Origin of the sequence: Bacillus sp. 2D03, from assembly GCF_003946765.1 — a bacterium.
GTDB classification, from domain to species: Bacteria; Bacillota; Bacilli; order Bacillales; family Bacillaceae_G; genus Bacillus_A; species Bacillus_A cereus.
Window position 1 is genome coordinate 865047 of sequence record NZ_RPSJ01000001.1, and the last position, 12810, is coordinate 877856.

A 12810-nucleotide genomic window follows, 5' to 3' on the forward strand; every position below is an offset into this window, starting at 1 on the left:
TTTACCGACAAGAAACGTCAATTCCTTTCTTATATAAAAAAAGCTGTCCCAAATGGCACAGCCTTTTTCTTTATTCCTGAACCGTCACAATAACCCCATCCATATTGTTCCCGGAAATTTCATACTGCTTGTTTGCTGGAACGTTCACTTTCATATTCTCAGAAACTTTATAATAAGAAACAGTATATTTCTTACCTTCTACTTCAGTTGAAATCTCTTTTTCCTCTTTTAAAAACTCTAAATATTCCTCTAGTGTGAAATTCTTTTTTTGCATAATTGCGCTATGAGGTAGGCCAACATAACGGATATGCCATGGCTCATATTGAATTCCAGTAATGTTACTTTTATTTTTCGGATAACGTAATACAAAGCCATGCTTCCATACGTTCTCTTCGATCCATTTTCCTTCAGGCGCTTTCTCCATCTTCTTTTGCGTTGATCCAACGTCTAGTGATAATCCTAAATTATGTTCACTATATCCTGCTGGAAGCGCGTAATCAGATCCCATTTCTTTATATAATTTACTTTGTTCTTTAAAATCTCGATACCCACTACTCATTAAGAAATGCTGTACGCCATCTTTTCCAGCCGCATCGACAACGTTCAAAAACTTTTTTACAACATACTTTGATAAACGAAGATTTCTATCAAATATTACGTAGCCTCTCACTAATTCACTATTATGATTTACATTTATAATATCAGACCTAATACTATCTTTTTTTACTGGATAATCCCTATTAACTAATAATAAATCACCCTTATAAATTTGTTCCTTCGTAATCTCTTTCCTCTCGGTATTTGCCGCCTTTACTAGCTCATCTTTTCCGACAATTTTAACATCGATTTCCTTTTGAAATAACGGTGATATATAAAAGCCTACACATACTGTGCATGCTATAAAAAAAGAAATAAATACCCACTTTTTCATTTCTAGTTCCTCCTTAACGTAACTTACGTATAGAATAGAAAAAACTATTAAAATAAAAAGTGGGGTAAAGTTTAAATTTTTATTAAATTGTTAAGTTCTCGTCTTTTGGCAATCGCACTTCAAACATTGTTCTAACTACATTACTTTCAGCAGAAATTGTACCGTTATGCTGCTCAACAATATTTTTCGCAATAAACAGTCCAAGGCCTGTCCCGCCACGGTTCTCAGTTCTCGATTTATCACCTGTATAAAACATATCAAAAAGATACGGTAAATCTTCTTCTGGAATACTATCTCCATAATTTATAACTTGTACGACAACTTCTTCATTATCGATATACCCATTCAGATCAACAAATTGCCCATCATATCCGTATCGAACGGCATTTGTTAACAAGTTTTCAAATACTCTAGCTAACAATTTTCCATCACCGTTAATTGGCAAATGAGGATCAATATTCAACCTAGCTTGTAAATGATGTTTCTCTAATAAAGGATACAATTCCTCATCTAACTGTATAAGTAGTTCACTTATATCAATCGGCTTTTTATCCAGCTTTAGCATGCCATAATTCATACGTGTAATTTCAAATAACTCATCAATTAAACTTTCGAGCCTTTGCGATTTCGTATATGCAATTGTGGAGAAATGTTTAATTTGTTCTTTTGTTAAATTTTCATCTTTAAGAATTAAATCTAAATATCCTAACACGGATGTTAACGGTGTTCTTAAATCATGAGCTAAATTCACAACGAGCTGATCTTTACTACTTTCAGCAAAGTCTCCTCTTTCCACCGCTTCTTTTAACTTTTCACTCGCAACATTTATTTCACGTGCGATATCTCCAAACTCATCGTTTGATGAAACTTGAACTTTATTCGTAAAGTTACCGTTCGCAAGATGATGAATCCCGTTAGAAATCTCACTAAAATACTTTAAATACGGTTTTGTCAAAAAGAAGAAAAAGATAATAGATAACGGAATAAAGAAAATTAAAAAGAAGTTAATGTCTCCAAATTCCCTTACCACTGACCTAAATTGCGCTAAAGGCTCTTCGTAGCGAACCATCGTTTTATAATACAGCTGCAATCCTTTATAAATTATATAAGTTACAGTTGCTGCAAGCACCATACTTAACGCAAATAAGGCAATCATTTTAAATCGAAAACTTTTCATCATATTAGCCATTGAAAGTATAACCTACTCCCCACACTGTTTTTATTAATTTATCCTTTCTTTTATCTTCCCCAAGCTTTTTCCGCAACGTACGAATATGTACCATAACTGTATTTCCGCCTTCATAATAATCATCTGCCCATACTTGCTGAAAAATATTTTCCACATTATACACTTTCTTCGGATGGCTCGCTAATAAATATAAAATATCAAACTCTTTCGGTGTTAACTCAATTTGCTCTCCATAGACGTTCACTGTTCTTCGCTCAGGATCAATAATAACTCCGCCTATCTCTAAAGCAGATTTATTCTCCGCTACTTTCGGCTGATTTAATGTAAGAAACCTACGTAATTGTGCATTTACACGTGCAACTAATTCAATCGGTGTAAAAGGTTTCGTCATATAATCATCTGCGCCTAATACAAGACCTGTCACCTTATCAAAGTCCGAAGTTTTCGCACTTAAGAAAATGATTGGCATATGGTGCTTCGCGCGAATTTGACGCGTCACTTCATACCCATCCATTTTCGGCATCATAATATCTAAAACCACTAAGTCGATTGGCTGCGTTTCAATAATATGAACAGCCTCTTCCCCGTCCGCTGCCTTCACGACGTGGTAACCTTCTTTTTCTAAATGTATCTCAATTAAATCGGCAATTTCTGCCTCATCATCCGCTATTAAAATTGAAATGCGCTTCATATTACTCCCCCTTTATACGCTCGATTGTAAACTAGTCTATCCAATTTGTACAATACGAAAAGGTTACTCGCGGGAGTAACCTTAGTAAATGAAATTTATATCGGCGATTTTTCAAATATATCGACCACAACTTGAATTATATCGGCGATTTTCCAATTATATCAACCGTAACTCGAATTATATCAGCGATTTTTCAGTTATATCGACTTACCGACAATTACCGACGAAATTCGCCCGCTATTTGAAAGACTCAACCTACCGCTCCAAAACAATTCGCTGTTTCGTGATCTCCGCCAACCTTCCGCGGTCTACTTCATACTCAGCTTCAACACTTTGCGGCACCATAACTTTTCCGCCCTTAAGCGTCACTTCCGGCGAAATAATATCCTGCTCCCAATGTCTGCTAGAAGCAGATATATCGCCTGGAATCGTAAAGTTCGGCAATGAGGCAAGCGCAACATTTTGTGCTCTTGAAATCCCCATCTCCACCATACCGCCGCACCAAACGGGTATGTTGTGCTCCATGCAATAATTATGGATTTGAACCGATTCTGTTAATCCGCCCACTCGCCCTGGTTTAATGTTCACAATTTGGCAGCTACCAAGGGTAATCGCAACGCGTGCATCTTCTAAACTATGAATACTTTCATCTAAACAAATCGGCGTTTCAATTTTCTTTTGCAACTCCGCGTGATCAAGAAAATCATAATCGGCTAACGGTTGTTCAATCATCATTAATTGGAATTCATCTAGTCGTTTCAGCCTCTCCGTATCCCCTAATGTATATGCTGAATTTGCATCTGCCATTAGCGGGATATGCGGAAACTCTTTTCGAATCTCTTTCAATAATTCGTAATCATGCTCTGGCTTTATTTTCACTTTAAAACGCTCGTACCCTTCTTCTGCGTACTTTTCGATTTGTTTTAACATAACCGGAATTGTATTGATACCAATTACAACACCGACCTCAATTTCAGGTCTAGTCCCGCCTAGTAATGTCGCTAATGACTTCTTTTGTCGCTTCGCATATAAATCCCAAACAGCTCCTTCTATTCCTGCCTTTGCCATTCGGTTTCTTTTTATATGCTGGAACAAACTTGGCACTTCATTCGGATGAGAAATTTCAGCCTTTAATAAATCAGGTAATAAAAAATCTTGCAGTACATGCATTGCTGTCTTCACTGTTTCTTCCGTATACCACGGTTCAGAGAAGGCGACGACTTCGCCAAATCCAATGTATCCGTCCGTATCCTCTAATTTAATAACGATGCTCTCACGCTTCTCATACGTTCCGTAGCTTGCAGCAAACGGGATTACGAGTGGCATTTCTGTTATATGAAGTGTCGCTTTTTTTATTTCCACCTACATCTGCTACTAAAAATATAGACAAATGTATATTCTTAGAGTATTCCTGCTTCTACGTGCCCTGCCTCGCTAATCACTTGCTACTACAGTTTGCTGTGACACTCCACAGGCGTAAATTCCGATGTAGCCCACCGTACATATATACAATCTATTTACGTTAGTATTGTATATTTTTTTGCTTGTAAAAGGTTGATAGATGCATTTAAATCTCTATCCATTACATTTCCACAATCACATGTATATACTCGGTCAGACAGCTTTAAATCCGACTTTTTTTGACCGCAACATGAACATATTTTAGAAGATGGATAGAATCTGTCCACTTGCCGTAGTTCAATTCCATATTCCCTACATTTCGTTGATAACCATGTTTTAAAAGCATAAAAACATTGTTGCGCTACAGCTTTAGATAGATGTTTGTTCTTCATCATACCTTTCACATTCAAATCTTCTACTGTAATAAACATTGGCTTGGTTTTCACCACATCATTTACAATAGACTTTACATACGCTAATCGAATATTTGCTAGCCTAGCATGTAGCTGTTGCACCCTAAGAATATTTTTGTTTATATTCGCTCTTTTATTAGTAACAGGTTGTTCACCTCTCTTTCTTATATTTTCAAATTTGCGTGATAAAGAGCGTTGTTCACGTTTTAACCGTTTTTCTATCTTTTTTACTTGTACTGTTTTATTTATATTTTTGTGAGTTTTTCCATCGCTACGTACAGCGAAGTCTTTAATTCCCAAATCAATTCCTATACCTACTGCATTGAGAATTGAATTTGGTTTTACCTCTTTCACTTCACAGAGTATAGACACATAGTATCTTCCTGCTCTTTGATATACTGTACCACTTTTTACAGTTGTATTTTTTGAAATATATCCATACTCTTTTAACCTTATCCAACCAATTGTAGGGACTTTTACTCTATGTCTTTCTACTGTCCAATCTGTTTTGTTGTTTTTCGGAAAGTAGCACTTCACATCTTGCTTCTTCTTTTTTTTATATCGTGGAAACTTAGATAAACCTTTAAAAAATCGCTTAAAAGCTTTATCTCCATTCATAATCGCTTGTTTTACCGCTTTGCTCGACACTTCTTTAATCCACTGGTCACACTCTTTTGTATGAATGTTGTTTAACCATTTAGAAAAGTCATAGCCACTAAGAAATTTCCCATCCGACTCATATGCCTCTTTATTTTTAGAGATATACAGGTTATATACATATCGACACACCCCAATAGTTTGACGGATTTTACTAACTTGTTCAGTTGTCGGTTTGATTTCTATTAAATATGCTCTTTTCATAAATCTTCATCCTCCGACATTTTCTTTTTGTATTTTCTCAACCCATATATTCTACCGCTAAATACATGAATGATAGATATTAAATCCTGCACAAGTTCTTCTTGAGGAGATAGTTTTTCATTGTTAACAATCATAATTTCCACTCCCATTTTACGAAGAAACTTTTCAAACCACTCATATCCAAAACGTACAAATCTATCTTTGTGTGCAATGATGATAGTCGAAATATTTCTTTCCATACAACTGTCAATCAGGTTATTCCACTGTTTTCTTTTGTAGTTTAATCCGCTACCAATATCTTTGATAACTTCATCTACAATCATCCCTCGTGCATTTGCGAATGTTTTAAAAAACTCAACCTGATTTTCTAAATCATCTTTCTGACCTGGATTTGATACTCTTGTGTAAATAACTACTTTGCCTACTTTATTTTCTTCTTGAATACCCATATATTCCTTATACTGTTCTTCTGTATAGTATCATCTTCCTTTTTGGTTTCGGTAAGCAGTTAAAACACCTTGATTGTCCCACCTTTGCAATGTCTTAACAGAGACATTAAGCATTTCTGAAAATTCTTTTGGTTTATATTGTTTCATAATTACTTTTTATTATATATGCCTACTTTTGTCTATGTTTTTGTTTACTGTTTCTTTCTCCTCCACTAATTCTCTTAACTCTCGTCTTAACAATTTTTTCGAAGCGTTACGTGGTAATTCCTCTAAGAAACATGCTTTCTTCGGCACTTTATATTTCGCTAATTTCTCCTCGCAAAAGTGAAGAATTTCTTCTTCTGTTACCGCCCCGCTTTTCACAACAAAAGCAGCGGGTACTTGTCCCCATTTATCATCAGTCATACCTACAACACCAGCTTCCGCTATCGCTGGATGGGACAGCAACACTTCTTCAATTTGAGCCGGATATATATTCTCTCCGCCAGAAATAATTAAATCACTGCGGCGATCTAATACGTATAAAAATCCTTCTTCATCTAAATAACCGAGGTCGCCAGTATGAAGCCATCCGTTTTGAATAGTCTCACGCGTCGCATCTTCACGGTTAAAGTAACCACCTGTTACGTTCGGTCCTTTTACTACGATTTCACCTTCCGCATGTGGCGGCACTACTACGCCATCTTTTTCAATACGAAGTTGGCACTGAAATAGTGGCTTTCCAGCTGATCCTACTTTCGTTAACATGTAATCTGCGGACAACGTACAAATTTGCGAAGACGTTTCTGTCATACCGTACGTTTGATACACAGGAATTCCTTTATCTACACACGTTTCTAATAACGGCTTCGGCGCTGGTCCTCCGCCAAGTAACATACATCGTAAAGAAGATGGATATGTTTCTTCTCCAAGTCTCTCTAATAAATCAGTTAACATTTTTGATACGACTGAAATAATCGTTACGCCTCTCGTTTGAAGTGCTGTATGAATAAAATCAGCATCATATTTCGGAACGAGTAAAATGCGCATGCCGTACATAATATTTTTCATTAGAAGAGATAACCCGCCAACATGGAACATCGGCATACACGCTAACCAGCAATCATCATCACGAAGTCCTAAATTAAGCGAAGAGCCAACCGCGCTTGCCCAGTGATTGCCGTACGTTAAAATAACACCTTTCGGTTTTCCTGTCGTCCCTGACGTATAAATAATCGTCATCGCTTCTTCTAAAGAGAATTCTTCTTGTATAGAGGCTTCCTCTTTTGGTCCATTCATCACTTCGGCGAATGAATAGACAGGAACATCTTTAGCATCAAATTCTTGATCGGTCACTAAACAAATAACTTCAGCATCATCCATTTGCCAAAGTAGCTCTTCTCTTGAAAGACGCGTATTTAAAAGCACAGCTACTGCCCCTACGTACGATAGGGCGTGAATAACTGTAATCATCTCCATACCATTTTTCATCAGAACAGCCACCTTTTGCCCTCGCTTCACTCCAACATGCGTGAGACGTTCACAAACAGATACTACTGTTTCATGCAGCTGCATAAAAGTAACTTTCTCTTCCTCTATTTCAATTGCAGTTCGATCTGGTGTTAAAAACGCACGTTGCATTAACCAATTTGGCATAGTTTCCATCATACATTCTCCTTTCATGAAAGAAAGAGACTTGATATGACATCAAGTCTCTTAGTTGTTTTGTTTCCGGTTTGATCATTTGGTTGCGACTCACTTTGTGGGCGAGCCGCTTCCGTCTCAGAACCTTTGCCAACGAGGCTAAACAGTCGGCTCCGCTTTTGGTTTCATCCAGCTACAGCAGCTAGAATGTTCGGTGGCTTCACTTCTTCCTACGAGGCAAAAAACGCCTCTACGTCAGAAGCTCCATCCCCCTCACATTCTAAGCGAGCCGCTTCCGCTTTTGATTTGATCAAGGGAAACGAGGGAATTGACCGAAGTCCGGACTGCGTTTTTCTTTGAACGCGTCGCGACCTTCTTTTGCTTCGTCAGTTGTGTAGTACAATAACGTTGCATCTCCAGCTAATTGTTGAATACCAGCTAGACCGTCTGTGTCTGCGTTGAATGCAGCTTTTAGGAAACGAAGTGCCATTGGGCTGTTTGCTAAAATTTCTTGTGCCCATTGTACTGTTTCTGCTTCAAGTTGTTCTAATGGTACTACTGTATTTACTAAGCCCATATCAAGCGCTTCCCCAGCACTGTATTGACGGCATAGGTACCAAATTTCGCGAGCTTTCTTGTGGCCTACCATACGAGCTAAGTAACCAGCTCCGTATCCACCGTCAAAGCTTCCTACTTTAGGACCTGTTTGTCCGAATACAGCGTTGTCTGCAGCGATTGTTAAGTCACATACGATATGAAGTACGTGTCCACCACCGATTGCATAACCTGCTACCATTGCGATAACTGGTTTAGGAATTGCGCGAATTAGACGTTGTAAGTCTAATACGTTTAGACGTGGGATTTGGTCGTCACCTACATATCCACCATGACCACGAACTTTTTGGTCGCCGCCAGAACAGAATGCACGTCCACCTTCACCTGTTAAAATGATAACGCCAACATTTGCATCATCACGAGCTTGTGCAAAAGCGTCGATTAACTCCATTACCGTTTTTGGACGGAATGCGTTATGTACTTCAGGACGGTTAATCGAAATTTTTGCGATACCATTGTATGTTGAATAAATAATATCTTCGTAATTGCCTTCTTTTATCCATTCAATAGCCATTACAACTACCTCCTTGTATATTTCTGATTTCCTCTATAAGTGTAACTTCATTCTTAACTGAAAAAAGCATCACTGCATAGTTTTTAGAAATCCCTTTACTATTGTATCAAACTTTTCCGGTTGTTCCACATGAATTGCATGGCCAGCACCATCAATTTTGACAAATTTCGCGTCAGAGACGCATTTTTCGATGTTTTTTAATATGCGAAAGAACTTTTCATCATGCTCTCCGTTCATTAAAAGAACAGGTATTTTTAAGTTTTTCAGCTCATCCCACCATGAAGGCTGAGCCCCAGTTCCCATGCCTCGCAAGCTATTTGCGAGCCCTTTTGGGTTGTTAGCAAGTCGTTCTTTTCGCACCGCTTCTTGTACGTTTTTTGCTAAACGTCTTTGCGTTTCAAAAAGCGGAATATTTTCCCACATCGATACAAAACTTTCTATGCCTTCTCGCTCAATTTTATCGGCAAGTCGATCATCTTTTTCACGACGTTCTTTTCTATCTGCTTCGTTTTCGAGCCCAGCTGTACAATTTTCTAATAAAAGAGAATGTACATAATCTGGATATAGACATGCCATCGTAATCGCCAATCTACCGCCCATTGAATAGCCAAGTATATGTGCTTTTTCAATATGAAGATAATCTAATAGTTCTTTCATTTGCAATGCCACATTTCGAATGTCATAATGCGCAACATCTTCAGGACTCTCGGTCTTTCCATGTCCAACAAGATCCACTACAATAACTTGAAACTGCTCACTCCATGAAGAGATAAAAGAACGCCACGTTTCCATGCTTCCCGTAAAACCATGAAGAAGTAGAAGTGGTTCCCCGCTTCCGACTACTTCATATTCATACGATACACCTTGCAGCGTTACTTTCATTTTGATTCACCTTGTAAAGATGTAGTAATTACGTCCATCGTTTTTGTCCATAATGTACGGTGCAATGTTAAGTTCTCATCACGATTCGTACAAATTTCCACAACGTTTAAACCTTCCGCCCTTGTTCCCTTTTGTACCTCTTCTCGGAATTGCTCCCAACCGTTTACACGGCTAAATGAACCACCGTACATTTTGACAACGTGCTCATAATCAAGTCCAATTGGTGTTCCAAATAATGATTCAAAATGTTCCTTTTTCTCATACTGTGGTAAGAATGAGAAAATACCCCCGCCATCATTATTTACAACGACAATTGTTATGTTTAATTCATGTAATTTCGCTGCTAACAGTCCATTTAAATCGTGATAAAATGATAAATCACCAATCACTAATACAAGTGGGTCGCAAATAACGCTCGCTCCTAGAGCTGTCGAAATGATTCCATCAATACCATTTACACCACGATTTGCCATCACATGGATATTTTTATCCGATGTGAAGAAGAATGAGTCTGTATCACGAATTGGCATACTATTGCTCGCAAATAACGTTGCGTCTTCTGGTAATACGCGCACAATATCTGTAATAACCTTTCCTTCAAATGCAGTTTCATATGTTTCCATTTCACGAAGCGTTTCCTTCGTTTTTTCGTTTATATGTTGCCACATACTGAACCAATCATTCTTTTTCATAACTGGCATTTTTTCTATTAATGCCTTGCAGAATTCAATGTCACTTGCTTGCACAACTTCTGTCGCAACAAGAGCTGGATCTCTCCATTGTCCTGATTCATCGACAACGATATGAACTGCTTTTGTTTGTTTTTTTATGAACTGCGTTAATGATTTAGAAATAGGCATACCACCAAAGCGAATTAAAACGTCCGGTTGCCATGTTTCTTTTAACTGTTCATTTCGTAAAAATGTATCGTAACAGTCAATTACCATCGTTTTATCGTGGTGTCCGCTACGAATATTAGAAAGTGGGTCTGCTAATATAGGATAGCCAGTTTTCTCAGCTAATTGCGTTGCAAACATTGCAATTTCTGCATGACTATCATCTCCACAAATAATAAGCCCCTTTTCCATATGTGAAAGGCGCCCTACAAGAGAATCTACATATTCACTCGGCATCACCGCGTTTCCTTGCTGAACTACTCCTGTATATTCACTACGTCCTTTATCCCATAAGCTTTCTAGTGAGAAATCAGGGATAAGCGGCTCGCGAACTGGAAAATTAAGATGAACAGGACCCTGCGGCGCTAAACAAGCATTTGCTACTATACGCTGCGTCGTCATACGAGCGTAATGATACATCGCCTCACTTGCTTCTGGCAGTGCCATCTCTGTAAATTGTTTCACAAAAGTACCGTATAAATTAAATTGATTCATTGCTTGTGGTGCACCCACATCTCTTAATTCATGCGGTCTATCCGCTGTTAAGACGATAAGCGGGACCCTTGAATGAAAAGCTTCACATACAGCTGGATAATAGTTCGCTGCTGCTGTTCCTGACGTACATAATAATGCTACTGGGCGTTTTTTTGCTTTCGCAATACCGAGCGCAAAAAATCCTGCAGATCTTTCATCTACATGTAAATAAGTGTTCATTCCTTCATGTTGTTCCATTAGTAGAGCAATCGGCGTTGACCGTGAGCCTGGACTAATGACAACATCACATACATTTAGACGCGTCAGTTCATCCACGAACGCGCCTAAATAATATGATAATGCTTCTATATGATTGTTCATTTCATTAATTCCTCCAAAGCACCAAGCATCGGTCTAAACTTCAAACTTGTTTCTTCATATTCAAGTTGCGGTACAGAATCAATTACAATCCCGCAACCAGCAAATAATGATGCTTTCTCGCCATTTAATAACCCGCAGCGGAGTGCAACCGCAAACTCACCATTTCCTTCATCATCTATCCAGCCAATCGGTGCGCCATATAATCCTCTGTCTAACAATTCAACATCACGAATCAGTTTCATCGCTTCCAAACGAGGTGTCCCGCCAAGAGCTGGTGTTGGATGTAATTCTTCTACCATTGTTAAAAGACTCGCATCGCCCTTTGCCTCTACAGGCGTATATAAATGAATTAAGTTTTTCGTTGTTAATAAGCCCGGACTTTCCGGAATATTAACAGATTCGCAGTGCTCATTTAATACTCCTCGAATCATGTTTACAACATAACCGTGTTCAGCTAAATTCTTTTCATCATGAAGAAGCGCATTACTATTTCGCTTACTTTCTTCTATAGATTGACCATGACCAGTTGAACCAGCAAGACACATCGAAGTAAACTTCTCATCTTCTTTGCGAATTAACCTCTCTGGCGTCGCTCCTAAGAAGCATGCTCCTTTATAATCAAAAGAAAATACGTAACAATCCGGTTGCCCAATGCGAAGTGCTTCTAAAACGAGAGCAGAATCAATATGATGATCCATTTCTACTTTTAGCTCCCTCGCTAATACAACCTTCTGCACGTTCCCCTGCTTCATCTCATCTTGCACTTTCTCAATGGCATTCATCCAGCTTTTTGGATCTACTTCCACTTTAGAAGTAACTGTTAATTTCGATCCTTCTAATGCACATTTACTCTCCCCAAAAATTTTCTCTTCTAAAGAAACAATTTCGTTATAAAGAGTTTCTGCACAATCTGTTGCTGAAACGAATGTATTCATTGTTAACCATGCTTTTTCATTTTTTACAGTTAATAAAAATGCTGGTAGTGAAAATGTCGTATCATCGAATTCTTTCCATAAGTCCGTTTTCTCTTTTTCTTGGTCAAATGAAAATCCACCAAATAAAAGAGGACCTGTTCCAAATTCATATTTTTCTCTTTGTACAAATGCTTTCTCTTTTACTTTATCCCACTCGTCACGAGCCGCTTGAAAGCGTTTGTGAGAAGAATTTGCTATAGTGAAAACAGAGCCAATTCCAGCAAATATTACATGCTGAGCTGGATCTGCAAAATAACATCTATTTTCCAATGCAATCCTTTTTCCTGCTGCATAAAACAGAAGCGGATCCATCCAGTCTATTTGTTTTACAAAACTAACCAATATTTTTTCATCAGTTGCATGCTTAATGGCTGCACTAAGAACTTCTTGCAAGCCTTTTTGTTTCGTTTGAATCACAATTGTCTCCCCCCTATGGGCGAAAAATAGTCATAATTACGCTTGATTTTAAGATACACCTCAAACGAAAGGCCTGTCAACGTTTAGCATTTCTGAGAA

At 38.1% G+C, this 12810-nt stretch carries 10 protein-coding genes and 1 pseudogene; all 11 read right to left on the minus strand.

What is annotated here, in order from left to right; all coding sequences use genetic code 11:
* Positions 1–70: 70 nt before the first annotated feature.
* On the minus strand, positions 71–931 hold the full coding sequence (locus EBQ15_RS04850; protein WP_000759394.1) for a D-Ala-D-Ala carboxypeptidase VanY: 861 nt from the start codon (positions 929–931) through the stop codon (positions 71–73).
* 82 nt (positions 932–1013) lie between these two features.
* The gene (locus EBQ15_RS04855) at positions 1014–2120 is read right to left on the minus strand and encodes a HAMP domain-containing sensor histidine kinase (RefSeq protein ID WP_000002609.1); all 1107 of its coding nucleotides are present in this window, start codon (positions 2118–2120) and stop codon (positions 1014–1016) included.
* Positions 2113–2811 carry a response regulator transcription factor gene (locus tag EBQ15_RS04860; protein ID WP_000822512.1) on the minus strand — a complete coding sequence of 233 codons (699 nt, stop codon included), beginning with the start codon at positions 2809–2811 and terminating at the stop codon, positions 2113–2115. Before EBQ15_RS04860 ends, EBQ15_RS04855 begins: the two co-directional genes overlap by 8 nt.
* A 255-nt stretch (positions 2812–3066) precedes the next feature.
* A complete protein-coding gene (menC, locus tag EBQ15_RS04865; RefSeq protein ID WP_002001262.1) occupies positions 3067–4173 on the minus strand; it encodes an o-succinylbenzoate synthase in 1107 nt (368 codons plus the stop codon).
* A 155-nt stretch (positions 4174–4328) separates the two neighbouring features.
* On the minus strand, positions 4329–5486 hold the full coding sequence (locus EBQ15_RS04875) for an RNA-guided endonuclease InsQ/TnpB family protein (RefSeq protein WP_000817282.1): 1158 nt from the start codon (positions 5484–5486) through the stop codon (positions 4329–4331).
* A pseudogene (locus EBQ15_RS04880) lies at positions 5483–6082 on the minus strand (IS607 family transposase). The gene EBQ15_RS04875 and the pseudogene EBQ15_RS04880 overlap by 4 nt, the downstream one beginning before the upstream one ends.
* A gap of 12 nt (positions 6083–6094) precedes the next feature.
* Positions 6095–7579 carry an o-succinylbenzoate--CoA ligase gene (locus tag EBQ15_RS04885; RefSeq protein ID WP_000449593.1) on the minus strand — a complete coding sequence of 495 codons (1485 nt, stop codon included), beginning with the start codon at positions 7577–7579 and terminating at the stop codon, positions 6095–6097.
* A 289-nt stretch (positions 7580–7868) separates the two neighbouring features.
* Positions 7869–8687 carry a 1,4-dihydroxy-2-naphthoyl-CoA synthase gene (gene menB, locus EBQ15_RS04890; RefSeq protein WP_000963870.1) on the minus strand — a complete coding sequence of 273 codons (819 nt, stop codon included), beginning with the start codon at positions 8685–8687 and terminating at the stop codon, positions 7869–7871.
* A 69-nt stretch (positions 8688–8756) separates the two neighbouring features.
* On the minus strand, positions 8757–9569 hold the full coding sequence (menH, locus tag EBQ15_RS04895; RefSeq protein ID WP_000869211.1) for a 2-succinyl-6-hydroxy-2,4-cyclohexadiene-1-carboxylate synthase: 813 nt from the start codon (positions 9567–9569) through the stop codon (positions 8757–8759).
* Positions 9566–11320, minus strand: a complete 1755-nt coding sequence (gene menD / locus EBQ15_RS04900) for a 2-succinyl-5-enolpyruvyl-6-hydroxy-3-cyclohexene-1-carboxylic-acid synthase (protein ID WP_001059209.1) — start codon at positions 11318–11320, stop codon at positions 9566–9568. Before menD ends, menH begins: the two co-directional genes overlap by 4 nt.
* Positions 11317–12711, minus strand: coding sequence for an isochorismate synthase (locus EBQ15_RS04905; RefSeq protein WP_000616751.1), 1395 nt, complete (start codon positions 12709–12711; stop codon positions 11317–11319). The genes menD and EBQ15_RS04905 overlap by 4 nt, the downstream gene beginning before the upstream one ends.
* Positions 12712–12810: the final 99 nt, after the last annotated feature.